Origin of the sequence: Halomonas sp. A020 (assembly GCF_027943625.1) — a bacterium.
GTDB lineage: Bacteria > Pseudomonadota > Gammaproteobacteria > Pseudomonadales > Halomonadaceae > Vreelandella > Vreelandella piezotolerans.
Genome location: NZ_AP022850.1, coordinates 2936802 through 2961569, shown reverse-complemented (window position 1 = coordinate 2961569; position 24768 = coordinate 2936802). Strand labels below are relative to the sequence as shown.

Genomic DNA, 24768 nt, shown 5'->3' with positions numbered 1-24768 from the left:
CGCGCGGTCAAAAATTCATTGCGCCTCTGATGTTGCACTGCACAAAAACACTTGCTATGCTGCAATGCAAGATAACCCATCAGTGACGGTGCGCGATCTAACCCGCCGACGCTGATCAATGAATCGTCCTGGGCTCAGCTTAGCAGCCCCAGACGCTCGTAATGGCATAGGAGAGTTAATGATGCGTACGTTCAATACCAACGAAATGACCCAGCAGTTCGACAACCTGTTCATGGCACCGGCACGTGCCTACATGAATCTGAGCATCGACTACTCTGAAAAGCTGATAAACGCTCAGCTAGACGCTAACAAAGCGTATGTCGACACCGGCGTCGCGCAGATGCGTCAGCTGCTGAGTGTCAAAGATGTCGACGGCCTGCGTAGCTACATGGAAGGTCAGCAGAAAGTGGCTAAAGAACTGGCCGAGCGTGTCAAAGGCGATACCGACAAGGTCGTATCATTACAGCAGGATTTCTTGCAGAAGAGTCAGAAATTGACAGAAGAGAATGTGAAGCAGGCACAAGCGGCCGCGACTAAAATGAGCAAGACCGCCTAACGCATTCAGCGTTGATCATTTGATCAGTCTCGTCACGCCCCTGCCAGCCCACTGGCAGGGGCGTTTTACCAATCGAGCGCCGACTTTACGAAAGGGATCGTTAATTTCCGCTTTGCTGATAATGATGCCTGATCCAAGGTGTCCAAAGCTCGACAGAGCTCGCCCAACTCCCTCGGCCCACGGTGCATGATGTAGCGCCCTACGTCATCGGGCAACTGCATGCCACGGACCTGGGCACGTAGCTTTAGCGCCGCCAAACGGTCATTATCGTCCAACGGGTGAAGATGGAAGGTGACTCCCCAAGCCAGTCGAGACGCCAAATCCGGCAGCACTACCTCCAAATGGCGCGGCGGCTTGTTGGCCGCGATCAACAGCGCTTTGCCCGCGTCCCGCAAACGATTGAACGCGTGAAATAACGCCTCTTCCCAGCGTTTGCGCCCAATGACGTATTCCAAATCATCGATGGCTACCAGATCGAGCCGCTCGATATCCTCCAACATGAGCGGTGGAAAATGGCCTAGGTCCGCAAGTGGCAAATAGAGGGCACGCTTGTCTTGGTCGGAAGCCGCATGGCAGGCGGCTTGCAGTAAGTGACTACGGCCGCTGCCTGGGGCACCCCACACATAGAGAAACGGCTCTGAGCCAGGCGTTAGCTGATGAGCAAGGTGGTCGACCAACGACGCATTGGCGCGAGAAGCATAATAGTTATCGAACGTCGCATCGTCGCGCAGCCCCACCCCAAGCGGCAGCTGTGCCGGTAATCGGCTCATGATGACTCCCTATTGTCGTCGCCCTGCAGCGCTTCATGCTGTTTGTGCTGTTCTGGAGCGTCTAGCTGTGCGTCATAGAGTGCACTGTTTTTATAGCGATCTTTCACCTCGCGCAGCAGCACCATGATCACCGCCGCTGCGGGTAGCGCCAATAGCACGCCCGTGAGTCCGAACAAATGCCCGCCCGCGAGCACCGCAAAAATGACCGCCACCGGGTGCAAACCAATCTTATCGCCTAATAGCTTCGGTTGCAGCACGACGCTTTCGGCGACTTGACCCAAACCAAAGACAACGATGACGCCGAGCACCGCCCACCAGGTATCGAACTGAAACAGCGCCACTACCAACGCGATCGCTAGACCGACGATGAAGCCCAAAAAGGGAACGATGCTAACGAGCCCAGAAAGCGCGCCAATCAGCAACCCGAAATTCAGCCCTAACAGCGTCAATCCAGCAGCGTAAATAATGCCCAAGCACAGCATGACGAGCAGCTGGCCGCGCAAAAACGAAGCCAACACCTCATCGCAGCGGCGCGCTAAACGAAACGTATCGTCTGCCCACTGCCTAGGCACCAAATTTCCCAGGTTGTCGAGCATTCGGTCCCAATCCAGCAGCAGGTAAAACGTCACCACCGGAATGAGCGCGACATACGTCACCCAAGAGACGAACGCCATGCCCGAACGACCGATATGGCCCAATGCTTGAGCCACGTAACTACCCGCATCCCGCCAGTTGTCGATGAGAGTCTCGCGCACATTGCTAAGCTCGGTGGCAAGATCGTACCCTGTCCACTCCTGAACTTGAGGCGCCAGCACGCCCTCTACCCAACTGAGTACGCCCGGCAACGCTTCCCCTAACTGCTTGATCTGCTGAACGACGAGTGGAATGAGGACCAGCAGGCTCACCGCCAGTACGAGCATCAGCACCAAAAAAACGCTGCTCACTGCCCAGACTCGCCGCATGCCCAAACGCTGAAAGAAATCCGTCAACGGGTCAGCCAAGTAGGCCAAAATCAACCCTGCGATAAAGGGCATCAGAACGGCATCGAGAAAATACACCGTTCCCACCAGCGCAACGACCAGCGCGATCCCCCACCATGAATGCCTCATTCCCTGCTCCTTCCTGGATATACGGTCAGCGGTAGTGCTCGAATAGTAACAAAAGTTGCTCGCGACGCACCTGATAACGCGCCACATCGATGCGACTTACGTCGCTGGGTGATACAATCGCCCACCGTTATTGCTCCGGCACTGGCTATTTGCCAGCACAATCGCACTGCAGCATTGCATAGGCTTCACAGGACCTGTCATGACCGAGACTTCTTCCTCCCAGGCTACGCCCTCTCTGAGCTACAAAGACGCAGGTGTCGATATCGATGCCGGCAACGCTCTTGTCGATCGCATCAAGCACGTTGCCAAGCGCACGTCACGCCCTGAAGTGATGGGTGGTCTTGGCGGTTTTGGTGCCCTGTGCGAGCTACCTGCTGGCTATCGGCAGCCGGTGCTCGTCTCCGGCACCGACGGTGTCGGCACCAAGCTGCGCCTGGCCATGGATCTTGGCAAGCATGACACCATTGGCATCGACCTGGTAGCCATGTGTGTCAATGACCTGATCGTCGCCGGTGCCGAGCCGCTGCTATTCCTCGATTACTATGCCACAGGCAAATTGGATGTCGACATCGCTGCCGATGTCGTGACCGGTATCGGCGCTGGCTGCGAGCTGGCCGGCTGCGCACTGGTCGGCGGTGAAACGGCTGAAATGCCGGGCATGTACGAAGGCAGCGATTACGATTTGGCCGGTTTCTGCGTGGGCGTCGTGGAGAAGTCCGAGATTCTCGACGGCAGCAACGTGGCTGAAGGTGATGTGCTGCTTGGCTTGGCGTCTTCTGGTCCACACTCCAACGGCTATTCGTTGATCCGCAAAATCCTAGAAGTCAGCAATGCTTCCTTGGAGGAGAGCATCGATGGCCAGCCGCTGGGCGATGCACTGATGGCACCCACGCGTATCTACGTGAAGTCACTGCTATCGATGATGCGGGGCACCGACATCCCGGTTCATGCGCTTTCTCATATCACTGGCGGCGGCCTGCTGGAGAACATTCCCCGTGTATTGCCAGACACCCTGGCCGCACGCATCGATCTCACTAGCTGGCAGCGGCCAGAGGTATTCAACTGGCTTCAGGCCAAGGGCAACGTCAACGAGACTGAAATGCACCGTGTCCTGAACTGCGGAATTGGTATGGTCGTGGTCGTTCCCGCCGAACAAGCTGCCAACGCCAAAGCGCATCTGGAAGCACAGGGCGAGACTGTCTACACGATCGGCCAGATCGTTCAGCGCCAGAAAGAGGCGGTAGTGCTCGAGCGCGGTCAAGCAGGTTCGCAGGAATGAATAGTACGGACGACAGCAGCGACACCCTCAACGGCATGACGCCTGAGCCCATGGGCGCTCGCCGAGTGGTAGTACTGATTTCTGGCAGTGGCAGCAATCTTCAGGCACTCATCGAGGCCCAGCAGCACGACAGGTTGGGCGGTGAAATTGTCGCCGTCATTTCCAATGAACCCGATGCCTACGGGTTGAAACGCGCCCATGAAGCCGGTATCGAAGCAGTCGCGCTACCGCATCGCGAGTACGATAGTCGTGATGCTTACGATGGCGCACTGATCAAAGTGATCGAACGCCATGAGCCGGATGTCATCGTCCTTGCTGGCTTCATGCGCATTCTCACGCCACGTTTCGTACAGCGTTTTCTCGGACGGATGCTCAACATCCATCCCTCCCTACTGCCCGCGTATCAGGGTTTGAATACCCACGCGCGCGCACTGGCTGACGGCGTTTCTCATCATGGCTGTAGCGTCCACTTCGTTACCGAAGAGCTGGATGGGGGGCCGGTCGTTCTACAAGCCGAGCTACAGGTAAGCGCCGACGACACCGTCGAGACCCTTAAGGAGAAGGTGCACGCCCGGGAGCATCTGATCTTCCCCATTGCGGTGCAGTGGTTTCTTGAGGGACGCCTACAGTACGCTGCCGACGGGGCCACGATGGACGGCCACCCGCTTCCGCCGTATGGCATGCGCCTCTCCCATGCCGATGCTGCCGAAGAGCTGGACGAAGAAAGCGGCAACGCCTAAGTTTCCATTGTCAGTGTAAAAAAAGCCTTGCCACAGGGATGCGGCAAGGCTTTTTTGTAGCAGAAGAAAAATGGTGTGTCAGGTACGCGGTAGTGTCACGCCACGCTGCCCCATGTACTTACCCCCCCGATCTTTATAAGAGATGTCGCACACCTCATCAGACTCTAGGAACAGCATCTGAGCGACCCCTTCATGGGCATAGATTTTTGCGGGTAGGTTCGTGGTGTTGGAGAACTCCAGCGTCACGTGCCCCTCCCACTCGGGCTCCAGCGGCGTCACATTGACGATGATGCCGCAACGTGCATAGGTGGATTTACCCAGACAAATGGTCAGCACATTGCGCGGAATGCGAAAGTACTCAACCGTCCGCGCTAGGGCGAACGAGTTCGGCGGGATGATGCAAACGTCGCCCTTCACGTCGACAAAGCTTTTGTCATCGAACGCTTTGGGGTCGACGATGGCCGAATGGATATTGGTAAACACCTTGAACTCATCGGCACAGCGCACGTCGTAACCGTAGCTGGAGGTACCATAGGAGATCACCCGCTGGTCGTTCACATAGCGCACCTGCTCTGCCTCGAACGGCTCGATCATGGCATCGCTTTGCGCCATTCGGCGAATCCATTTGTCTGATTTAATGCTCATCGGTTACTTCATCACTCGCTAAAAGAAATCGTAGGGCCGTCGCTTTGGCTAGCGCTGACGGACTGCGCCACTTGGCTGGCAATCTCGGCAAAGATGCGACTCACAGCGCCATCGGGCTCGGACACCACGCTGGGCCGCCCGGAATCTGCCAATTCGCGAATCGATAGCGTCAGCGGCAAACGGCCCAACACGGTCGTGTCGTATTCGTCAGCGATACGGTCACCGCCTCCAGTGCCGAAAATCGCCGCTTCATGGCCACACTTCTCGCAGTGGTAGAGGCTCATATTCTCCACCACGCCCAGCACCGGCACGTTGACTTTGCGGAACATCTCGATGCCTTTACGGGCATCCAGCAGCGCGATGTCCTGAGGCGTCGTGACGATGACGGCGCCGGATACCGGCACTTTCTGCGCCAATGTCAGTTGGATGTCTCCCGTGCCGGGCGGCATATCGATCAACAGGAAATCCAGGTTATCCCACTGGGTTTGGGTGAGCATTTGCTGAAACGCCCCCACCACCATCGGCCCGCGCCATACCATCGCGTCGCGGGTGTTGACCATGAACGCCATCGACATCGCTTGTATGCCGTGAGCCTCCAAGGGCAGAAACTTATTGTCTGCCGCCGCCTGGGGACGTACCCCCTCTTCCACGCCCAACATTTGCGCTTGGCTAGGGCCATAAATATCGGCATCCAATACGCCAACGCGGTAGCCCTGGGCAGATAGCGCCAGCGCTAAGTTGACCGTTACGGTGGACTTACCAACGCCACCTTTGCCGGATGCCACTGCCACAATATGCTTTACACCATCCATCAATGGCACTCCCAAGGGTTGTTGATTGTGAACATGGCGTGAATGATACTCCTCAGCGCCCTATTTCTAAACCAACAAACAGAAGCGGATGCGGGGAAACCCCGCATCCGCTTGCGTTAGAGGCATGATTTTTGTTTTAAACGACTTAGCTTCCGCTCTGCTGGCTCTCTGCTTCATCCGCCTGAACGTTTTCCCCTTCTGCCCCACTAGCGCCATCTTCCCCATCTTGCTGGGTTTGCTGCTCGCCCGTGAGGTTTGGCACGTCCCCCGAGGCTGGATCATCGACATGGAGACGCTCATCGAGCGTCGACAGCTCGTCTCGCCACTCGCTGAGCTGCGTTTCCAGACGCGCGAGCTGCTCTTGACGGGCTTCGATATCGTTTTCGACCTTCGCGACTTCATCGCGGCCGATGTCCAGGGCCACCATGAGATCATCCATTTCGGTGCGCACCTGTTCGAGGCTTTGTTGCTCTTCTTCACGCAGTTGAGAAAGTGAATCCACATCAGACTGCAGCGAATCCCGCTCGCGCATCACGCTATCGCGCTCTTCTTGGAGGGATTGCAGCTCGCTCTCCTGGGTGGCTATTTCCTCTTCGAGCGTAGCCAAACGGTCGTTGGCATCGCTTACCTGGCTGTCGAGTTCACTGAGTTCGCTCTCCGCGGCACTCAAGTCCTCCACGGCTTGTTGGCGCTGCTCTTCTGCTTGCTGACGGGCAGACTCTGCCTGCTGACGCGCCTCTTCCGCACTTTGTCGCGCTTCTTCTACCTGCTGCAGAGAAGACTGTGCTTCGTCACGCTCACTAACAACTTGATCACGCTCTTCTCGTAAGCTCTGCAGCTCGCTCTCGGCGCTAGCAAGCTGCTCCTCCAGTGCCGAGACTTCCTGTTGTAGCGTCTCGCGCTGGCTCTCTAACTCTTGCAAACGGGTCTCGACACCGCTGACATCTTCTTGAGCCGACTCAAGACTAGCCGCTGCGTCTGCCTGCTGCTGCTCCAACGACGCCATTTCATCGCGCATAGCGGTCAAGTCAGCTTCCGCCTGTTCGACTTCCGATAGGCGCTGGCTTAGCTCCGTATTTTCTTGCTCGACACTCGCCAGTTGACCTTCCAAGGTCTCGACGCGCTCTTGATGGGTGCCTGAATTGGATTGCGCCATGATGGCCCAAATCACGGCAATGGCAGCAATCCCAGCGATACCCTTCACACGGTTATCCTGGAAAAGCGTTTTCATATCCGGCTTGTGAGCAGGCGTGTTCGAATCGGAGTGATTGGCTTCTGACATGCTGCGTCCCTCTTTTCGCTTGGCTGCTGATATCAGCAGCGTTAGTGACAGGTAGCAAGATGGTGATCAGGTCGTGGCTTTATGAATCTATTCGTTACTAGCATACACAGCGCAGGTCATAACGCCACCCGACGAAGCGCTCAATCGTCTATCCCCTCGTCAAACGGCGATGCTTCCCCTGGGAAAACCCAGCCGATACACCATGGTGGCGCTCAAACCACGAAAGCGTCTGATGAAGAGAGACGACGCTACCAATGATCAGCAACGCCGGCGGTTGGATCTCCCCACGCTGAAAGCTATCTGGCAAAGACGTCAATGTTCCCACATGGGTTCGCTGCTGCTGGGTCGTGCCTTGTTCGATCAGCGCCAGGGGCGTGGTTGGGGGCAAGCCGTGAGCCGTCAGAGCGTTGCAAATGGAAGCTAGGTTGCTTAACCCCATGTAAAACACCAGCGTCTGGCCCGGCTGCGCCAGGGTCGCCCAATCCAACGAAAACTCTCCTTCCTGTAAATGCCCCGTCACGAAGCGGACAGACTGCGCATGATCTCGGTGGGTCAGCGGAATACCTGCATACGCAGCGCAGCCGGACGCCGCCGTGATACCTGGAACCACTTCCACAGGGATACCCGCTGCCACCAGTGTTTCAAGCTCCTCGCCCCCACGCCCAAAAATGAACGGATCCCCCCCTTTTAGGCGAATCACCTGATTGCCCTGCCGAGCCCAAGTCACCAACGATTGGTTGATCTCTCCCTGCGGTACGCTGTGGGAGGAGCGAGCCTTACCCACGTAATAACGCTCCGCCTCGGCGGGTAATAGCGCCAAAATTTCATCGCTCACCAAACGGTCATACAGCACTACTTGGGCGCTCAGTAGCCGCTTGTAGGCTTTCAACGTCAATAAATCTGGGTCGCCGGGCCCTGCGCCAATCAGACTGACGCGCCCAACCTGCCGTTGCGCGGACTCAAGCACGTCAGCCTCGGGAAGAACCCCATTTGATCGTTGCGTATTCAAAGCCATCACCCGTGAAATTTTGAATCTAATGATATTTTAGAAAAGAATGAACAAGACCACGCTTACGCAGAACCCTTATTTTCGCGTCACATCCATACAAATGGAATATAAATCTCAGTTTTAATGACCAAAAAGTATTAAAAACCGCTAAATTGTCAGCAATGGCTTACATATTGTTTACGTTTTTACCGCTAACCTTCACGGCTAACTTACAACAGGCATAAAAACCGGAGATTCACGCATGCCCGTGAATGACCTAGCCACATCGTCTATCGACATACCCGCCAGTGCCGATAGTCTCGTATCCCGTATTCCTGGGGTCATTTTTCAGTTCTACCGCTCCCATAGCGGCCATATGAACTTTCCCTATCTTGAGGGGGGTGGGATGGCGTTAGCCTATGTCGACAAACAGCAGCTCGCCGAAGATGCCAGCCTGCTGCTGGAGCAACTCACCGGCCACGACCATCCCAAAGTGATGTCGGCCATCGAGCGCTCCGCGCGCTGGATGCTCCCGCTCAATACGCGTTTTCGGCTTCCCTTCCCTGAAGAGAAGCCACACTGGATTGCGGTAAGTGCCAACCCTGAGCCCATCGCATCAGGAGTGCGATGGAATGGGCTAATGATGGACATCACCGACCAAGTCGTCGAAGAGCAGCGGCTACGTAAGCTCTGCGATACCGACCCACTCACCAACCTGCCCAATCGGCGTAAATTGATGGGACAGCTCACCCACTTAGCTTCGATGAGCGCCCGTCACGGCACGCCGCTATCGATCATGATGATCGATATCGACCATTTCAAACAGCTCAATGACCGCTGGGGGCATCTGCAGGGCGACAACGTCCTGAAACAGTTGGCGATGATGGCCCAGTCACTACTGCGCTGCGAAGACATGCTCGCCCGGCTAGGAGGAGAAGAGTTTATGGTAGTGCTGCCGCTCACCTCGCTGCAGCAATGCCATAAGCTTGCGGACCGCTTACGCCAAACCATCGCCGATCACGATTTTGGTATCGGGCAGGGCAGCGTCACATTGAGTATTGGCGTGGCGGAGTATCACTGCGGGGAGCCTTTGGTCACTTTGATCGATCGGGCCGACCGGGCTCTTTACAGCGCCAAAGAGGTTGGTCGCGACTGCGTATGCCTTCTACCCTGAAGAGACGACTTCAACAGGAGGCATTCCCATGACATCGCTAGCACAAACACAGTGCGAACCTTGCAGCGGCAACGCCATGCCACTCTCTCATGAGGCATGCCAAGCGCATCTCAAGGCACTTCCAGAGTGGCAGATTATCGAACACGATGGCATCATGAAGCTATCGAGACAATTCACGTTTCGTAACTTTGCCGACGCGCTAGCGTTTAGCCAACGTGTTGGCGATGTCGCAGAGCAGGCGGGTCACCACCCTGTTTTGATCACCGAATGGGGCAAAACCACTGTCACTTGGTGGTCCCATGAAATAAACGGCCTGCATCTTAACGACTTCATTCTTGCCGCCAGAACCGACGAGGTAGCCGAATAAATGTTTGAGCAAATTGAGCGAGTCCCTGGAGACGCCATTCTCGGGCTGATCGAAGCTTTCAAAAAAGATACCAACCCGCAGAAAGTCGATCTGGGTGTTGGCGTATATCGTGACGCCGCTGGCAACACGCCAGTCATGCGCGCCGTCAAGGAAGCGGAAGCTCGCCTGCTCAAGAATGAATCCACCAAGACCTACATTGGCTCGCACGGCGCTCCCGCTTATGGTGAAGCCGTGCTGCCGTTGGTGCTGGGCTCGGACTCACCGGTACTCAAAGCCAACCGTGCCAGCGCTACTCAGTCGCCAGGTGGTACCGGTGCGCTGCGTCTCGCGGCCGACTTCGTCGCCAGTCAACTGCCGGGCAAAGGCATCTGGGTAAGCGATCCGACTTGGCCGAATCACCACGGCATTTTTACGTCAGCGGGGATCGAGCTGCACAAATACCCTTATGTCGACGCGGATAACCGGCTGGATTTCAACGGCATGCTAGCCGCGCTTAAGAAAATCCCTGAGGGTGATGTCGTCGTACTGCACGCCTGCTGCCACAACCCCACCGGCTTCGACCTTTCCCAGTCGCAGTGGCAAGAGGTTCTGACCGTACTGAAGGAGCGCCAGCTGCTGCCGTTGATCGACTTCGCTTACCAAGGTTTCGGGGAAGGCTTGGACGAAGACGCTTACGGCGTTCGTCTGTTGGCCGAGCATCTGGATGAGGTGATCATCACCAGTTCCTGCTCCAAAAACTTCGGTATTTACTGCGAGCGTACCGGCTGCTTGATTCTAATCGCTAAAGACGCCGAGCAAATGGAAAACGTGCGTTCCCAGGTGGCTATCGTGGCGCGTGAGAACTACTCCAACCCGCCCGCTCACGGTGGCGCGATCGTCAGCGAGATTTTGCACGATACCGAGCTTTCCGCCCTGTGGCGTGAAGAGCTGACCGAAATGCGCGACCGCATCAACACACTGCGCCGCGACTTCGTCGAGGCTTTGAAGCCTTACGGCTTAGATGAAAAGTACGCCTGTGTGGCCGAGCAGCGCGGCATGTTCTCTTACACTGGCCTGACACCGGAACAGGTCGACCGTTTGCGTGACGAGTTCGGCATTTACATGGTTCGCTCTGGTCGTGCCAACGTCGCGGGATTCTCACACGAGAATCTACCCTACCTCGCCAAAGCGATCGCGGCAGTCAACGACTAATCCACCGCATACCACCACAACGCCCAGGCCATCGCCTGGGCGTTTTCGTTGGTCACTCACAAGAAAAGCCATAAGGTTATCAACCCCTTGGCCAAGATTGTGTACAATTGCGCCTTCGCCGCCAGAGCCTGGGGCGCCCGCGCGGCGTCCGATACAACGCAGCGCTTGACCGATCAGTCAAACTTTCGGCACACTCAGCGTAGCCTTGTATACAACACACCATAACCAAGAGGCATCACATGGCGGCTGCTGGCACTCATTACCCGTGGTACAAAAAGGAAGATACCGACGCATTCTTTGCGCTCTTTCAGAACAATATCGCTAACTTCGTCATCATCGCGATTACGATGTTAGGCATGGGGTTTCCCACGTCGATCGTGTATGGCCAGGTGCTACCCGGCGCCGCCGTCGCAGTCATGGTCGGTAACTTTTACTACGCCTGGAGCGCCGCCAGGCTCGCACGAAAAGAGAACCGTAGCGACGTTACTGCCCTCTCCTACGGCATTTCGACCCCCGTCATGTTCGTCTTCCTGTTTGGCGTTCTATTGCCTGCCAAACAGCTCACCGGCGATGCCGAACTGGCCTGGAAAGTAGCGGTTGCCGCGTGCTTCATCAGCGGCGCGATAGAAGCGGTGATTAGTATCATTGGCCGTTGGGCGCAGTACCACCTACCCCGAGCCGCCATGCTGGGGGCCGTAGCGGGCGTAGCGCTGACCTTCATCGCCGGTGAAATGCTGTTCAAAACCTTGGAGATGCCGGTCATTGGCCTGCTGGTGCTGGGGATCATCATCGTTGGCTTGGTGGCCCGCGTTAGCATGCCCTTCAAACTACCGACATCGCTGTTCGCTATCGTGGTGGGCACCGTCATGGCCTACCTGATTGGCGATGCGGGTAGCGAGCGCTTCAGCGATGCGTTCACGCATCTCGGCTTTTACCCGCTACTCCCCAACCTCGCTTGGTTCGAGGGGCTGGGCCTTCTGTTCACCGGCATGCTGGCCGTGCTGACCGTGGTACTGCCCATCACGCTCTATAACGCCATAGAGACGATGAACAATGTCGAAGCCATGGAGGCCGCTGGCGACAAGTATGACGTGCGCGAGTGCCAGGCAGTGGATGGTGCAGGTACCATGATCGGGGCACTATTTGGTGGCGTGTTCCCAACGACGGTTTATATTGCCACGGTAGGTGCGAAATGGATGGGCGCAGGGCGAGGCTACAGCCTGCTCAACGGGGCGGTTTACGCGCTGGCGACCATGTTCGGCCTCATCGCCGCGCTGGCTGCGATCATTCCCGTCTCTGTCGTTGCGCCGATTTTAGTGTTCGTCGGCATGTCGATGATCGCAACGGCGTTCCAAGCCAACGACACGCGCTACTACCCGGCCATTGCGCTGGCCATGCTGCCCTACTTTGCCAACTACGTCATGACCCGTTTCAACCGAGGGGCGGGCGAGGTGGTAAGCGACATTTCCAGTGCCATCGTCGTCATGGGCCAAGGTGCCATGTTCATGGCCATCTTCCTAGGTGCCATGACCGTCTCGGTGATCGACCATCAGTTTCGCCGAGCAGCAGCCTTTGCCGTCATTGCCGCAGGCTTCTCGTTCGTCGGTTTGATGCATGCGCCGAAGCTCGCCTTCAACGCCGCACCGCAGTTCGTCATGGGCTATTTGGCGATGGCCTTACTGTTCGTCTACTTCTCGTTCCAAGAAGCCTCTGATAAGCGTTGATTCATTGCGAGGCTCCCGCCTGCCGGTGCGGGCGGGAGAGAATACGTTTCAACACCACCCATGCCGTCAATCCAGCCAGCAAATTGCCGATGGCTGCCCCCGCGGCTAGGCCCGTCCAGCCAAATAGCTGTGCCCCCAACCATAAACAGGGCAAGTAGCAGATGAACAGCCGCGCGCTCGACAGCAGCATGGCCCGTAGCGGCCAACCCAGCGCGTTACCCGCCGACACCACCAGCATGCACACTCCCAGTGCCGCGTAGCTGGGCAGAAGAAAACGAATCAGTAGCGCCAGTTCGTTTTGTACCTCGGGCGTTCCCGCTAGGGCCATCGCTACCCATGGCGATGCCAGCGCGAGCAGTGTGCCCAGGCTCAATTGCCACACTACGGCCACTTTCAACGCCAAACGCAGCAGCCGCTGGATTTGCCCCCAGTCGCCTGCACCGTAGCAGCGCCCCAACCAAGGAGGCAGCGACATCGTCATGGCCAGTATGACCATCAGCGACAGCGTTTCCAGACGGCTCGCCAGCCCCCATGCCGCCACTTGGGTATCCCCTAGGCCCGCTACCGCGGCAATGGCCAGCATGGCGGCCAAAGGTGGCATCAACTGGCTGACCATGGCCGGTGCCGCAATGCCAATGAAAGGCCGCCAGGAGTGTGCCGCCTCCGTGCCAATGGCGTCGGTCGTGGCCCACTGGCGTCGATGCAATTTGCGTCCCGTCAGCAGCAGCCCAACCGAAAACGCCACGGCGGTCGCCCACGCTGCTCCTGGTAGTCCCCAGCCTTCCCAACGGCCCACCCCAAAAATGAACAGTGGGTCCAGTGCTAGATTGATGAGACTACTGATGACCATCATTTTCCCAGGCATTCGGGTATCGCCATGGGCGCGAAAGACGCTGTACATGAAGTAAAGCACGGCTCCTAACCAAGCCGCCAAAAGCTGAGGTCCCCAGTAGGCCCGAATGTAGACCAATGCCGTGTCATCTGCCCCCAGCATTCGAAACAGCGGCACTTCCAGCCACCACAGTATCAGAGCAAGTAGCGCAATCACGCCCCCTCCAGCCATCAGCACTAGGCAGGAGAGCCGCTTGGCTCTCGCCTGTTGCTCAGCACCCAATGCTCTAGAGATCAGCGCGGCAATGGCAATGCCCATGCCCACCTGAATACCGATGATCAGAAACGAAAGCGGAAAGGTAAACGATTGCGCCGCCAGCGGCGCAGTGCCCAGGCGTGCGATGAACGCACTGTCCACAAGCTGAAAACCCAATAGCGCCAGCACCCCAATGGCCATTGGCCAGGTCTGCCGCCATAGGGTTATCGCCAACTCGCGTTGTTGCATCACTGCTGCCAAAAACGGACTCCTAAATGTCAGAAAATGGAAAGGCTAAACGCAAAAAACGCCACCACCCGCAAGGGTGGCAGCGTTCTTGAACGGTATCGCTTACTGGCGAATACCTTCGAACGTTACATAAAGTTCGACGTCATGCATGGCTTCCGGGAAATCGCTCATGTCGATGCCGAAATCGCCCAGGGTCAGCATGGTGCTACCCTCGAAGCCTGCGCGGTAGTTACCCCAGGGGTCTTCACCTTCTCCCATCAGCGTGACCGGCATTTCGATCTCTTGCGTCTCGCCGTGCAGTGTCAGCTCACCGGTGACGACACCCTCGTTGTCACCGGTGGGTTCGAAGCCGGTCGATGTGAAGGTCGCCGTGGGGTATTCGCTGGCGTTGAGGAAGTCACCGCTCAGAATATGGCGGTCGCGTTCGGCATGGTTACTGTTCAGGCTGTTTACCTGCACTTCCATCTCGACGGAGGAGGATGCTAGATCGTCGGCGTCGTAGGAGAACTGACCATCGAACTCTTCAAAACTACCCAGAATGTAGGAGAAACCCAGGTGGTTGATTTTAAATTGTACAAAGGCGTGCTGGCCTTCGGTGTCAATTTGATAATCGGCGGCCTGCACTTGGCTCAGTGGAACCAGTGCTGCTGCCGCTACCGCTGCTGCCATTACGCTTTTCTTCATCATAACGTCCATCTCCTCTCTTTCCTTATGGGCGCTATCGGAGCCACGTTCGAGAACTCCAACAGCGTTCAAAAAATGGTCATCCCATCACAAATTCGTCTTGCTGTAGCGCGGGCTCATCATTCGTTTTAGCGTTGCATGGCGATAGCGGTAGTGATGTATCAACGCTATCAGGGCGTGGCCGCCAGCCAACACCATTAATGCCAGCGCGCTGTACCAATGTACGTCTCCCGCCAGACTTGCTTGGTTGGGCAAGTCATACAGCACCGCAGGTACTTCAAACCAACCAAACACACTGATTCCACGGCCGTTAGCGGTGGAAATCAAATAGCCGCTAGTCAACACCAGTAATAACAGCACGTAGAGCGCTATATGGCCAAGGTGCGCAGCCATTCGCTCGAGGCGATTCCCTTCTGCTGCAGGGGTCGGCTGTATACAGCGCCATACCAGCCGTCCAGCGGTAGCCAGAAGTAGCAAAATACCTATCGAACGATGAATCCAGGGAGCTTGGTTATACCAGGGATCGTAGTAACCCAATCCCGTCATCCACCACCCTAAAATGAACAACCCTACGATCGCCAGGGCGCTCAACCAGTGAAAAAGAATACTAATGACACCCCAACCGCTGCGCGTGTTCCGCAACATCCTTGATTCCCCGTGTAAAACTGCTCGCATGTCGCTCTTATCTTATGTGTTAAGAGCATACCGTTTCACCGCTAAAAACTCTGCTGAAAAAAGCAGAATACTTCGTTCGTAAAAACCATTGCTTACGCCGCTAAGGATCTCGCCCTCTAGTCATGCGCAGCCAGCGACATACCCCAACCGAACACGTTAGACGAAAGTTTAAAAATTCGAACAAATCCTGCAATTTTAATCAATTTTACTATTTGTTTAGTGCGCTTATTATTAGTGCACGTCCTGACGCACAACGTCACAGCGACCAAAACGACTTTATTATCCATAGAGAGTATGACAGATGAAAAAATTGACCCTTATTTCCGCCATCGCCGTTGCATTGTCGTCCACCGCCGCGTTCGCCGAGCAAGGCTCCGCAGAGCTTAACGAAATCGTCCACGCCAGCTCTTCGGCTAATTACAGTGTCGAGAGCGTTAACATGACGCCTGCAGACTTGACGCTCGTGAACGGTGACGCTGCCAAGAATCGCGTGGCTGAGCCCAGCTCGGAAGCGCATGCCTCTAACGACCGCGACAGCCAAATCGCGCAATCTGACTTGCCGCACCGCAATGCCTCATAAGCCTGCGCGCAACGATCGTTAGAGCAACAAAAAACCCACCTTACGGTGGGTTTTTTTGTGAGCTTCCGAGGTAATGGACTTAGCGAGCTAATAGCGCATCCAAGCCACGCGCCAAATCGCGCTGTATGTCCTCTTGGCTTTCGAGCCCCACCGCGACACGAATCAGCCCAGGCGCGATGCCAGCGGCCTCTTTTTGTGCCTCGGAGAGACGGCCATGGGTCGTGGTCGCTGGGTGAGTGATAGTGGTTTTCACATCCCCCAGATTACCTGTGATGGAGAGCATACGCGTGGCATCGATGACCTGCCACGCCCCCTCTTGCCCTCCCTTCACTTCAAAGCCGAGCACTGCACCAAAACCTTGCTGCTGCTGTTTCGCCAGCGCATGCTGCGGGTGGGCTTCCAAACCGCTGTAATAAACGCGATTCACCGCCGGGTGCTGGTCGAGCCAACGCGCCAGCGTCAGGGCATTGTCGCAGTGTGCCTTCATGCGCAGCGAGAGTGTTTCCAATCCCTTTGTGAATATCCACGCGTTGAACGGGCTCATGCACGGCCCGCAGGTGCGCACGACGCCAAAGACCTCTTCCAATACGTCATGCTTCCCCACGACCGCACCACCGACTGCGCGGCCTTGTCCGTCCAAGTACTTGGTCGCGGAGTGAATGACCAAATCGGCGCCTAGCGCGATGGGCTTTTGCAACGCGGGCGTCAAAAAGCAGTTATCGATCGCCAACAGCGCACCGCTGCGCTTGGCAAGCGCTGCCAGGGCCGGAATATCGGCCACTTCGGAAAGTGGATTGGAGGGCGTTTCGGCAAACATCAGCTTGGTCGCGGGGCTGATCGCCGCTTCCCAAGCGGCCAAATTGGACAGCTCGACATAGCGGGTGGTGATACCGAACTTGCCCAAATATTTATCGAACAGACTGACCGTTGAGCCAAACAGCGAGCGGGATGCAACGATTTCATCCCCCGCCGATAGCAGCGCCAACGCCGTCGAGAGAATCGCCGACATTCCCGAGCTGGTGGCCACACAGCGCTCGCCGCCCTCGAGCGCCGCTAACCGGCGCTCGAAGGTGTGAACGGTCGGATTGGTGAAGCGCGAATACACATTACCGGGCTCTTTGCCACCAAACTTGCGTGCTGCCTCGGCCGCGCTCTCATACACGAAGCTCGACGTCGGGAATATCGGCTCAGCGTGTTCTTGCTCGAACGTACGGTGATGCCCCGCGCGAATAGCGAGCGTTTCGAGCGACCACTCATCTTGGTGGCTATCGTCGTGCATGGCAGAGCCCCTTATTCCAACCGCTGTATCGTAACGCTGCACACATCGTGTGCACATCAACCAAACCGAATGCCTACGATGACCTCGTCACCGCAGAGCATCACGCTCAATCGTCCAGATCATCGTCTTGATTATGCATATCGACCAGCGCGTGGTCACCCGCGCTCTGATCTTTCGCCGCATCATTCCGGCTCGCCTCCAAAACGGCCAGATAGGCATCGTCGATGTCGCCGGTCACGTAGTTACCATCGAACACCGAGCAGTCGAAGGCTTCCATATCAGGATTCACTTCACGGCAGGCGTCTTTCAAATCTTCCAGATCTTGATAGAAAATGCGGTCCGCACCAATCAACTGGCCGACTTCGTCCTCGGTACGCCCGTGGGCGATGAGCTCGGTGGCCGCCGGCATATCGATCCCATAGACGTTGGGGTAGCGCACGGGCGGCGCTGCCGAGGCAAAGTAGACCTTGCGGGCCCCGGCATCGCGAGCCATCTGAATGATCTGTTTACAGGTGGTGCCCCGAACGATGGAGTCGTCAACCAGCAGTACGTTCTTGCCTTTGAACTCTACATCGATCGCGTTCAATTTTTGGCGCACCGACTTCTTGCGCTGGGTCTGCCCCGGCATGATGAAGGTACGGCCAATATAGCGGTTTTTCATGAAACCTTCGCGGTAGGTCACGCCGAGATGCTGCGCCATTTCGAGTGCCGAGGTCCGCGAGGTATCGGGAATCGGGATGACCACGTCGATATCGTGGTCCGGCCATTCGTTCAGAATGCGGTCGCCCAGCTTGCGCCCCATCTGCATGCGTGTGCCATACACGTAGGCGCCGTCCAGAATCGAGTCGGGGCGCGCGAGGTAGACGTGTTCGAAAATGCACGAGCGAAGCTGAGGGCGATCCGCGCAAACCTGAGTGTGCACCTGGCCTTGCATATCGACGAAAATCGCCTCACCAGGAGCCAGATCGCGCTCGAGCTCGAAGCCGCCAACGTCCAACGCCACGGATTCAGAGGCAATCATCACCTCCTGGCCATCGGCATTTTGACGGGTACCGAAGACGACCGGACGGATGCCGTGGGGGTCGCGAAACGCCACCATGCCAAAGCCATTGATGATCGCGACCGCCGCGTAGCCGCCTTTGCAGCGCCGGTGCACTCTACGAACGGCATCGAAAATGTCTTCTGCTTCAAGATGCAGGCCCTGTTTGCCCAGCTCATGGGCAAACACGTTCAGCAGCACCTCGGAGTCGGAGCTGGTGTTGATGTGGCGAAGATCGGTCGAAAACAGCTCCTGCTTCAACTGCTCGGAGTTGGTCAGGTTACCGTTGTGCGCAAGCGCGATACCGTAGGGGGAGTTAACGTAGAAAGGCTGCGATTCGGCCTCGCTAGAAGAGCCAGCCGTGGGATAACGGACGTGCCCAATGCCCAGATTACCCTTCAGGCGTGCCATGTGGCGGGTATGGAAAACGTCACGAACTAAGCCGTTACTCTTGCGCAGTAAGAAGCGTCCCTCGCTCCAAGTCATCATGCCGGCAGCGTCCTGGCCCCGATGCTGAAGTACGGTCAGGGCATCGTAGATTCCCTGATTTACCGCCTGCTTGGCCAGAAGGCCCACTATACCGCACATTCCTGTTACCTCGCTTTGATACCATGGCTTACGGACGCAAGCCCGACGTTCATCTAACGGATAAACACTGGCACCGCCCAGGGCGCCAGTGAAGAGAATTCAAACACCCTTTATAGCGCGCCCGAGTCTTCGTCCGCCGATCCGGTTGACGGGAGCGTTGGCTGCGGGCGACGCAGCTCGGGTAGCGAAATATCGCGCAGCGACTCGGGAGGCGTGGGCAGTTCGCGCTCCCACTGGTCGAGCTGACTGACCGCCCAATCGCGCAGCTCGACGAACGTGGGCCTCAACGAGGCCTGCTGCCACGCCTGTAACTCTGCCAAGGGCGTCAACGTGATCAACACGGTGGCCACCAGCAGAATCACTGCCCCTCGGGCGACACCGAACGCGGCCCCTGCAAAACGATTCAGTAGGCCCATGCCTACCCACTCGACGGCCGCGTGCACCACGCGGATGACGATGCCACATAATAGGATGACGGCAAAAATCACCAGCACGAACGCCAATACTAAACGGGCATCGAAACTATCGATAAAGCCACTCATTAGCTCGGCCACCGGCTCAGCCAGCACGCGCGCCACCATCAGCGCCACTACCCAGGCCGCCAAGCCCAACGATTCACGTACGAAACCACGCACGAACCCCGCCAGCATGGATAGCGCAAGAACCGCTAGAAACAGAGCATCGATCCAAGTCAAAGCCATGGTCAATCTCTTACTCGCACGAGCAGACCTTGAACATTGATTCGCTGCTTGATGAGCGCCATGGCTTCTTCACCATCTTCGGAGGTGGCGTAAGGACCAACGAGAACCGTGGTCAGGTTATTGTCACGCGCGCGCTGAAAGACACGAAAGCCTTCCCCACTGAGCTGATCACTAATACGTTGCGCGTTCGCGGTATCACCAAAACTACCCACCTGAACGGCCCACTCACCCTGCTGCTGGGCAGCCGGGCCCGAAGAAGCGCTACGGGTGTTACCGTTGCTGCTATTTCGGCTCTCGTTGGCAGCCACCAAAGCGGCGATGGGATCCTCTTGCGGTGGAGAGGCTGGTTCTGGCGCTGATGAAGAGGACGCCGGTTCGGACGTCCCCGGATTCGTCGACGAGGCTTCGGCGCGAACGACTTGATCGGTTTGCGGTGCACGAGGCATCTCGTCAATGGGCTCTTCGAGCGCTTCATCCGTTTCAACGGGTTCGGAGGGAGCGGGCGTCGCGATGGATTCGGGCATTTGTGGTGCGGGTACCTCTTGGCGAGCGACGTCCACGGGCTGCTCGATGACGAAGGTCGGCTGAGGGCGCTCTTCCCGAGGGGCAGGGTCACTCATCAACCAAGGGACGACAATCGCCAGTAGCGCCAGCAGTATCACGATGCCACTAATGCGTTCCGTTTTACCGTATTTCATATCCCTCTCCATCGAGCTTAACGCGCTGACAGCATGGCTTGCGGCAGCGGCATGGCCAATAACTCAGCCACCGTGAAGAAAGAGCCAGTGGCTAGCACGCGGTCTTCTGGGGCGAGCTGCTTGGCAAGCTTGGCAGCTCCCGCCGCGGGGGAGTCGGCGCAATCATACACGTGTCCGCCCAGCGACGTAATACGTTCGGCTAACTCCGCCGCCGTGCGGCCACGCTCCCCGGCAAGAGTCACACACACCCAATCGGTCACTCGGGGTAACAGCGCTTGGATGACCCCGTCGGCATCCTTATCGTTCAGCATGCCAATCAGGGCCCACTGGCGGCCGCGCTTAGGGGGTGACGGTAAGCGGCGAGCAACGTACTGAGCGGCGTGAGGATTATGGCCCACATCCAAACACCACTGCCCTACCCACTGCATCCGCCCAGACAACGTGACCGTCCGGAGCGCTTTGCGTACGGTATCGACGTGCAGCGTGACCCCCGCCAGTGTCAACGCCTGCAGTGCCGTGGCTGCATTGTCGATCGGAAGCCCAGGATCCGGCAGACCGTCCAACGAAAGCGTCCCACCATCGGTGGCCAAACCGTGCCAACACCAGGGCGCCCCAGCAACGTCACCTGCGCTATGGCTAAACGCCGCCCCTAATACGTAGCTTTGAGCAGCGATGGCAATCGCCGAGTCGAGCACGCTTGCGGGCAGAGACTGACTACCCAGCACTGCGGGTTTGAGCGGCCGAAAGATCCCGGCCTTTTCGCGGCCAATTTGCTCGATATCCGTGCCGAGAAAGTTGGCGTGATCCAGCGCAATGGTCGTAACGATTGCCACGTCTGCATCGATGATGTTCACCGCATCCAAACGTCCACCCAAGCCAACTTCCAGCACGGCCAAGTCCAAATCGGCCTGGGCTAAACACCATAGCGCGCAAAGCGTGCCAGCTTCGAAATAGGTCAGGCTGACGGCAGGCGCTTGAAGACGCGCGGCTTCAACCTGCTGAAAACCCTCGACCAAGCGTTTATCGCTGGCTTCACGACCGTCGACGGTCACGCGCTCGTTGTAACGTAATAGATGGGGAGAGGTATAAGTCCCCGTACGCAAGCCGTGGCCACGTGCCAGCGCATCAATCATGGCCAGCGTCGACCCCTTGCCGTTGGTGCCTGCCACGGTGATGGTTCGCTTGGCGATGGGGCGATCCAACAGCCCCATACGTTCGGCGACCAGCGACACCCGCTCAAGCCCCATATCGATCCCGACGGGATGCAGGGATTCCAGGTAATCAAGCCACTCCGCTAACGTATTAGGCATTGCGTGACGCGTCATCGCTCGGTGCAGGACGCGCCTCTGCATTACCCGTGCTTTTTGCAGGTGCTTCAGCGGCATCGGCCAACTGCTCTTCATTCACGACCGGCTCTACCACCTCGGCGTCTGACGATTCATCGTTTACCGGGCGAGCGCTTTGATGCGTGAGCTTACGCAGCACGCCGCCTACCCGTGCGCGCATGTCGTGGCGGTGAACGATCATGTCGACCGTACCGTGCTCCAGCAAGAATTCGCTGCGCTGGAAGCCTTCCGGCAACGTCTCTCGTACGGTCTGTTCGATCACTCGGGGGCCCGCAAAACCGATCAGCGCATTCGGCTCGGCGATGTTCAAGTCGCCCAGCATCGCCAAAGAGGCCGATACGCCGCCAAATACAGGATCGGTCAACACCGAAATATAGGGAACGCCCGCCTGCTTGAGCTTCTCGAGGGCTGCCGACGTTTTTGCCATCTGCATCAGCGAGAACAGCGCTTCTTGCATTCGTGCACCGCCCGATGCGGCAAAGCAGACCAGTGGAATGCCCTCTTCGAGGGCGATGGTCGCCGCGCGAACGAATTTCTCGCCCACCACGGCACCCATGGAGCCGCCCATGAAAGTGAACTCGAATGCCACGGCTACGATCGGCAAACCTTCCAGCTCGCCGCGCATCGCGACCAGCGCATCTTTCTCGCCGGTCTCTTTTTGCGCAGCGGTCAGACGGTCTTTGTACTTCTTGGAATCGCGGAATTTCAGGCGGTCGTTCGGCTCGATCTCTGCCGCGATCTCTTCGCGCCCCTGTTTATCCAGGAACCAGTCCAAGCGTTTGCGTGCCGTCAAGCGTAGGTGGTGCTCACACTTGGGGCAGACGCTGTGATGCTTCTCTAGCTCAGGTAGGTAGAGAACCGCTTCACACTTGGGACATTTACGCCAGAGGCCGTCGGGCACGCTGGCACGACGGTCTTTACGCTGGATACGCCCCATGGAGGGCACGATCTTGTCTAACCAGCTCATATCAAAAAGGCTTCCGTGTACGTCAAGGCTTGGCCACGCCAAGCCTGATGAGTGTCGTCAATCGATTCAGTGTAGACGATGAGGAACGCGCTTAGGCGTCCATGGCGGTGCGCATGTCTGCTAGCACGCTTTTCAATTGCCCGGCAATCGTTTCAGGCGCATCGACGCTATCGGCAATACGGTTCACCAATGCACTGCCTACGATGACGCCGTCGGCGACTTTTGCCACTTCGGCAGCCGTCACACCATCGCGAATACCAAACCCGACGCAAAGCGGTAGATCGGTCATATCGCGCAATGGTGCAAGGTGCTCGGCCACGTCTTCAGCGTTCAACGTAGCCGCACCGGTGACGCCTTTCAGCGAAACATAATAAAGGTAGCCCTCACCGTGGGCGCATATTGTAGCGGCACGGGCATGGGAAGTGGTAGGCGCAACCAAGAAAATCGCCGCCAAGTCACGTGCTTTCAACAGCGGGCCGAACTCGTCGGCCTCTTCGGGCGGCATATCCACCACCAGGACGCCATCCACACCGACGCTTGCCGCTTTGTCAGCAAACACGTCATAACCGATGCGCTCGATGGGATTCAGATACCCCATCAAGACGATGGGGGTCGTGGTATCGGTTTGACGAAACTCGGCCACCATCTCCAGCAGGTCCACCAAGCGAGTGCCCTTTTTGAGTGCCCGCTCGCAGGCTTTCTGAATCACTGGCCCATCGGCCATGGGGTCGGAAAACGGCACGCCCAGCTCGATCACATCGGCCCCTGCTTCCACCAGGGCATGCATGAAGCCCACGGTGTATTGCGGTGCAGGGTCGCCTGCGGTGATGTAGGGAATGAGGGCTTTACGGCCCTGCTGTTTCAGCTCTGCAAAACGCTGGTCAATACGATTCATGCTCGCCCTTAAAACTCGATGCCGTCGATTTTCGCCACGGTCATGATGTCTTTATCACCGCGACCCGAGAGATTCACCACGATATGCTGGTCTGGGCGCATGGTGGGCGCCAGCACCTTGGCATGGGCCAACGCATGGGCCGATTCCAGCGCGGGCATGATGCCCTCCATGTGGGTCAGCTCGCGGAACGCTTCCAGCACTTCTTTGTCGTTCGCAGCCACGTAGTTGACCCGGCCGACGTCTTTCCACAGCGAGTGCTCGGGGCCAACGCCGGGATAATCCAGGCCCGCCGAAATGGAGTGCGTGTCCGACACCTGCCCGCCCTCGTCGGACATCAGATAGGTTCGGTTACCGTGCAGCACGCCGCGTGGCGCATTCGAGGATAGCGGTGCAGCGTGACGGCCCGTCTCGACCCCATCGCCTCCGGCCTCCACGCCATACATCGCTACGGCGTCATCCTCGACAAACGGGTAGAACAGCCCCAGCGCGTTGGAACCACCCCCGACACAGGCGATCAGCGCATCCGGCAAACGGCCAATCTGTTCCAGCGACTGACGGCGAGCTTCGCGACCTACCACGGCATTGAAGTCGCGCACCAGCTGCGGGTATGGGTGCGGGCCCGCCACGGTGCCGATGATGTAGAAGGTGTTATCGACGTTGGTGACCCAGTCGCGCAGGGCTTCGTTCATGGCGTCTTTCAGCGTCCGCGTGCCCGACTCCACCGGAATGACCCGGGCACCCAGCAAGCGCATGCGGTAAACATTGAGCTTTTGACGCTGCACGTCTTCTGCCCCCATGTACACGTCACACTCCAGCCCGAGTCGGGCGGCGACGGTGGCGGTCGCCACGCCGTGCTGGCCAGCGCCGGTTTCGGCAATCACCCGAGGCTTGCCGGTTTTTTTCGCCAACAGCGCCTGACCGATGGTGTTGTTCACCTTGTGAGCACCGGTGTGATTGAGGTCTTCACGTTTCAACCAAATCTGTGCCCCGCCCAGCGAGTCAGACCAGCGCTTGGCATGATACAGCGGCGACGGACGGCCCACGTAGTAAGCTAAGTCACGATCGAATTCGGCTTGAAAATCCGGGTCGTCGCGCAGGCTGAGGTAGATCTGCTCCAGTTCTTCAAGAGCAAAGCTAAGGGTTTCTGACACGAACCGGCCGCCGTAGGGGCCAAAATGACCGCGGGCATCCGGCATTCGGGTCAGGTCGCTGAACTTGGTTTCTGTTGCTGACACAGTCACAGGCATACCTCACGAGATCGCCAGAAAAGGCAAATGAATGAATGGTGTCTGGCTCGCCCACGACCGGTGGGAAGCGCATCGAAAAGTGCGTGCGCGCAAGCA

General features: G+C 57.6%; 25 protein-coding genes. 8 read left to right on the top strand and 17 right to left on the bottom strand.

Annotated features, from left to right (window positions below; translation table 11 throughout):
• Positions 1-181: 181 nt before the first annotated feature.
• Positions 182-556 (top strand): phasin family protein, encoded by a 375-nt coding sequence (locus tag FRH_RS13785; protein ID WP_139528218.1) that lies wholly within the window; start codon positions 182-184, stop codon positions 554-556.
• Between the two features lie 65 nt (positions 557-621).
• Here the strand turns inward: FRH_RS13785 and hda are convergent, their stop codons facing one another.
• Both hda and FRH_RS13775 read right to left on the bottom strand, forming a co-directional pair.
• Positions 622-1326: a DnaA regulatory inactivator Hda gene (gene hda, locus FRH_RS13780; RefSeq protein WP_139528062.1), complete on the bottom strand. Its 705-nt coding sequence runs from the start codon at positions 1324-1326 to the stop codon at positions 622-624.
• The gene (locus FRH_RS13775; RefSeq protein WP_139528063.1) at positions 1323-2435 is read right to left on the bottom strand and encodes an AI-2E family transporter; all 1113 of its coding nucleotides are present in this window, start codon (positions 2433-2435) and stop codon (positions 1323-1325) included. The genes hda and FRH_RS13775 overlap by 4 nt, the downstream gene beginning before the upstream one ends.
• A 199-nt stretch (positions 2436-2634) precedes the next feature.
• On the opposite strand from FRH_RS13775, the gene purM reads away from it, so the two are divergent.
• Together purM and purN are read left to right on the top strand one after the other, a co-directional pair.
• A complete protein-coding gene (gene purM, locus FRH_RS13770; protein WP_139528064.1) occupies positions 2635-3714 on the top strand; it encodes a phosphoribosylformylglycinamidine cyclo-ligase in 1080 nt (359 codons plus the stop codon).
• A complete protein-coding gene (purN, locus tag FRH_RS13765; RefSeq protein ID WP_139528065.1) occupies positions 3711-4454 on the top strand; it encodes a phosphoribosylglycinamide formyltransferase in 744 nt (247 codons plus the stop codon). Before purM ends, purN begins: the two co-directional genes overlap by 4 nt.
• A gap of 78 nt (positions 4455-4532) precedes the next feature.
• Here the strand turns inward: purN and dcd are convergent, their stop codons facing one another.
• The 4 genes from dcd to cobA all read right to left on the bottom strand — a co-directional run bounded on the left by dcd (position 4533) and on the right by cobA (position 8160).
• Positions 4533-5099: a dCTP deaminase gene (dcd, locus tag FRH_RS13760; protein ID WP_139528066.1), complete on the bottom strand. Its 567-nt coding sequence runs from the start codon at positions 5097-5099 to the stop codon at positions 4533-4535.
• Between the two features lie 11 nt (positions 5100-5110).
• Complete coding sequence (gene apbC, locus FRH_RS13755) at positions 5111-5911, bottom strand: iron-sulfur cluster carrier protein ApbC (protein ID WP_139528067.1); 801 nt, start codon at positions 5909-5911, stop codon at positions 5111-5113.
• Positions 5912-6056: 145 nt separating this feature from the next.
• Entirely contained in the window at positions 6057-7193 is a 1137-nt protein-coding gene (locus tag FRH_RS13750; protein ID WP_176558253.1) for a kinesin, read from the bottom strand.
• A 148-nt stretch (positions 7194-7341) separates the two neighbouring features.
• The gene (gene cobA / locus FRH_RS13745; RefSeq protein ID WP_239286152.1) at positions 7342-8160 is read right to left on the bottom strand and encodes a uroporphyrinogen-III C-methyltransferase; all 819 of its coding nucleotides are present in this window, start codon (positions 8158-8160) and stop codon (positions 7342-7344) included.
• A 283-nt stretch (positions 8161-8443) separates the two neighbouring features.
• Here cobA and FRH_RS13740 point away from each other — a divergent pair, with 283 nt between their 5' ends.
• The 4 genes from FRH_RS13740 to FRH_RS13725 all read left to right on the top strand — a co-directional run bounded on the left by FRH_RS13740 (position 8444) and on the right by FRH_RS13725 (position 12637).
• Positions 8444-9355, top strand: coding sequence for a GGDEF domain-containing protein (locus FRH_RS13740; RefSeq protein WP_139528069.1), 912 nt, complete (start codon positions 8444-8446; stop codon positions 9353-9355).
• 28 nt (positions 9356-9383) lie between these two features.
• Positions 9384-9722: a 4a-hydroxytetrahydrobiopterin dehydratase gene (locus FRH_RS13735; RefSeq protein WP_139528070.1), complete on the top strand. Its 339-nt coding sequence runs from the start codon at positions 9384-9386 to the stop codon at positions 9720-9722.
• Entirely contained in the window at positions 9723-10913 is a 1191-nt protein-coding gene (locus tag FRH_RS13730; protein WP_139528071.1) for an amino acid aminotransferase, read from the top strand. It abuts the gene before it with no gap.
• Positions 10914-11152: 239 nt separating this feature from the next.
• On the top strand, positions 11153-12637 hold the full coding sequence (locus tag FRH_RS13725; RefSeq protein ID WP_281997046.1) for an NCS2 family permease: 1485 nt from the start codon (positions 11153-11155) through the stop codon (positions 12635-12637).
• A gap of 1 nt (position 12638) precedes the next feature.
• On the opposite strand, the gene FRH_RS13720 is transcribed toward FRH_RS13725, so the two are convergent.
• The 3 genes from FRH_RS13720 to FRH_RS13710 all read right to left on the bottom strand — a co-directional run bounded on the left by FRH_RS13720 (position 12639) and on the right by FRH_RS13710 (position 15302).
• A complete protein-coding gene (locus FRH_RS13720; protein ID WP_281997045.1) occupies positions 12639-13985 on the bottom strand; it encodes an MATE family efflux transporter in 1347 nt (448 codons plus the stop codon).
• Between the two features lie 90 nt (positions 13986-14075).
• Positions 14076-14660 carry a YceI family protein gene (locus FRH_RS13715; protein ID WP_139528074.1) on the bottom strand — a complete coding sequence of 195 codons (585 nt, stop codon included), beginning with the start codon at positions 14658-14660 and terminating at the stop codon, positions 14076-14078.
• Positions 14661-14744: 84 nt separating this feature from the next.
• Positions 14745-15302 (bottom strand): cytochrome b, encoded by a 558-nt coding sequence (locus FRH_RS13710; protein ID WP_139528075.1) that lies wholly within the window; start codon positions 15300-15302, stop codon positions 14745-14747.
• Between the two features lie 331 nt (positions 15303-15633).
• On the opposite strand from FRH_RS13710, the gene FRH_RS13705 reads away from it, so the two are divergent.
• Positions 15634-15912: a hypothetical protein gene (locus FRH_RS13705; protein WP_139528076.1), complete on the top strand. Its 279-nt coding sequence runs from the start codon at positions 15634-15636 to the stop codon at positions 15910-15912.
• A gap of 79 nt (positions 15913-15991) precedes the next feature.
• Here FRH_RS13705 and FRH_RS13700 read toward each other — a convergent pair whose 3' ends face one another.
• The 8 genes from FRH_RS13700 to trpB all read right to left on the bottom strand — a co-directional run bounded on the left by FRH_RS13700 (position 15992) and on the right by trpB (position 24672).
• Positions 15992-17191 carry an O-succinylhomoserine sulfhydrylase gene (locus tag FRH_RS13700; protein ID WP_139528077.1) on the bottom strand — a complete coding sequence of 400 codons (1200 nt, stop codon included), beginning with the start codon at positions 17189-17191 and terminating at the stop codon, positions 15992-15994.
• A gap of 106 nt (positions 17192-17297) precedes the next feature.
• Positions 17298-18818 carry an amidophosphoribosyltransferase gene (purF, locus tag FRH_RS13695; RefSeq protein ID WP_139528078.1) on the bottom strand — a complete coding sequence of 507 codons (1521 nt, stop codon included), beginning with the start codon at positions 18816-18818 and terminating at the stop codon, positions 17298-17300.
• Between the two features lie 110 nt (positions 18819-18928).
• The gene (locus FRH_RS13690) at positions 18929-19519 is read right to left on the bottom strand and encodes a CvpA family protein (RefSeq protein ID WP_139528079.1); all 591 of its coding nucleotides are present in this window, start codon (positions 19517-19519) and stop codon (positions 18929-18931) included.
• Positions 19520-19521: 2 nt separating this feature from the next.
• On the bottom strand, positions 19522-20217 hold the full coding sequence (locus tag FRH_RS13685) for an SPOR domain-containing protein (RefSeq protein WP_281997044.1): 696 nt from the start codon (positions 20215-20217) through the stop codon (positions 19522-19524).
• A 17-nt stretch (positions 20218-20234) separates the two neighbouring features.
• Positions 20235-21527, bottom strand: a complete 1293-nt coding sequence (folC, locus tag FRH_RS13680) for a bifunctional tetrahydrofolate synthase/dihydrofolate synthase (RefSeq protein WP_281997043.1) — start codon at positions 21525-21527, stop codon at positions 20235-20237.
• Positions 21520-22530: an acetyl-CoA carboxylase, carboxyltransferase subunit beta gene (gene accD, locus FRH_RS13675; protein ID WP_281997042.1), complete on the bottom strand. Its 1011-nt coding sequence runs from the start codon at positions 22528-22530 to the stop codon at positions 21520-21522. The genes folC and accD overlap by 8 nt, the downstream gene beginning before the upstream one ends.
• A gap of 91 nt (positions 22531-22621) precedes the next feature.
• The gene (gene trpA / locus FRH_RS13670; RefSeq protein ID WP_281997041.1) at positions 22622-23425 is read right to left on the bottom strand and encodes a tryptophan synthase subunit alpha; all 804 of its coding nucleotides are present in this window, start codon (positions 23423-23425) and stop codon (positions 22622-22624) included.
• Positions 23426-23433: 8 nt separating this feature from the next.
• Positions 23434-24672, bottom strand: coding sequence for a tryptophan synthase subunit beta (trpB, locus tag FRH_RS13665; RefSeq protein WP_219863551.1), 1239 nt, complete (start codon positions 24670-24672; stop codon positions 23434-23436).
• Positions 24673-24768 lie beyond the last annotated feature (96 nt).

What these genes read in the sequence shown, in the direction of transcription:
- FRH_RS13785 (WP_139528218.1), top strand. Translation starts at nt 182, where the DNA reads ATGCGTACGTTCAATACCAACGAAATGACCCAGCAGTTCGACAACCTG.
- hda (WP_139528062.1), bottom strand. Translation starts at nt 1,326, where the DNA reads ATGAGCCGATTACCGGCACAGCTGCCGCTTGGGGTGGGGCTGCGCGAC.
- FRH_RS13775 (WP_139528063.1), bottom strand. Translation starts at nt 2,435, where the DNA reads ATGAGGCATTCATGGTGGGGGATCGCGCTGGTCGTTGCGCTGGTGGGA.
- purM (WP_139528064.1), top strand. Translation starts at nt 2,635, where the DNA reads ATGACCGAGACTTCTTCCTCCCAGGCTACGCCCTCTCTGAGCTACAAA.
- purN (WP_139528065.1), top strand. Translation starts at nt 3,711, where the DNA reads ATGAATAGTACGGACGACAGCAGCGACACCCTCAACGGCATGACGCCT.
- dcd (WP_139528066.1), bottom strand. Translation starts at nt 5,099, where the DNA reads ATGAGCATTAAATCAGACAAATGGATTCGCCGAATGGCGCAAAGCGAT.
- apbC (WP_139528067.1), bottom strand. Translation starts at nt 5,911, where the DNA reads ATGGATGGTGTAAAGCATATTGTGGCAGTGGCATCCGGCAAAGGTGGC.
- FRH_RS13750 (WP_176558253.1), bottom strand. Translation starts at nt 7,193, where the DNA reads ATGTCAGAAGCCAATCACTCCGATTCGAACACGCCTGCTCACAAGCCG.
- FRH_RS13740 (WP_139528069.1), top strand. Translation starts at nt 8,444, where the DNA reads ATGCCCGTGAATGACCTAGCCACATCGTCTATCGACATACCCGCCAGT.
- FRH_RS13735 (WP_139528070.1), top strand. Translation starts at nt 9,384, where the DNA reads ATGACATCGCTAGCACAAACACAGTGCGAACCTTGCAGCGGCAACGCC.
- FRH_RS13730 (WP_139528071.1), top strand. Translation starts at nt 9,723, where the DNA reads ATGTTTGAGCAAATTGAGCGAGTCCCTGGAGACGCCATTCTCGGGCTG.
- FRH_RS13725 (WP_281997046.1), top strand. Translation starts at nt 11,153, where the DNA reads ATGGCGGCTGCTGGCACTCATTACCCGTGGTACAAAAAGGAAGATACC.
- FRH_RS13715 (WP_139528074.1), bottom strand. Translation starts at nt 14,660, where the DNA reads ATGATGAAGAAAAGCGTAATGGCAGCAGCGGTAGCGGCAGCAGCACTG.
- FRH_RS13710 (WP_139528075.1), bottom strand. Translation starts at nt 15,302, where the DNA reads ATGTTGCGGAACACGCGCAGCGGTTGGGGTGTCATTAGTATTCTTTTT.
- FRH_RS13705 (WP_139528076.1), top strand. Translation starts at nt 15,634, where the DNA reads ATGAAAAAATTGACCCTTATTTCCGCCATCGCCGTTGCATTGTCGTCC.
- FRH_RS13700 (WP_139528077.1), bottom strand. Translation starts at nt 17,191, where the DNA reads ATGCACGACGATAGCCACCAAGATGAGTGGTCGCTCGAAACGCTCGCT.
- purF (WP_139528078.1), bottom strand. Translation starts at nt 18,818, where the DNA reads ATGTGCGGTATAGTGGGCCTTCTGGCCAAGCAGGCGGTAAATCAGGGA.
- FRH_RS13690 (WP_139528079.1), bottom strand. Translation starts at nt 19,519, where the DNA reads ATGGCTTTGACTTGGATCGATGCTCTGTTTCTAGCGGTTCTTGCGCTA.
- FRH_RS13685 (WP_281997044.1), bottom strand. Translation starts at nt 20,217, where the DNA reads ATGAAATACGGTAAAACGGAACGCATTAGTGGCATCGTGATACTGCTG.
- folC (WP_281997043.1), bottom strand. Translation starts at nt 21,527, where the DNA reads ATGCCTAATACGTTAGCGGAGTGGCTTGATTACCTGGAATCCCTGCAT.
- accD (WP_281997042.1), bottom strand. Translation starts at nt 22,530, where the DNA reads ATGAGCTGGTTAGACAAGATCGTGCCCTCCATGGGGCGTATCCAGCGT.
- trpA (WP_281997041.1), bottom strand. Translation starts at nt 23,425, where the DNA reads ATGAATCGTATTGACCAGCGTTTTGCAGAGCTGAAACAGCAGGGCCGT.
- trpB (WP_219863551.1), bottom strand. Translation starts at nt 24,672, where the DNA reads ATGCCTGTGACTGTGTCAGCAACAGAAACCAAGTTCAGCGACCTGACC.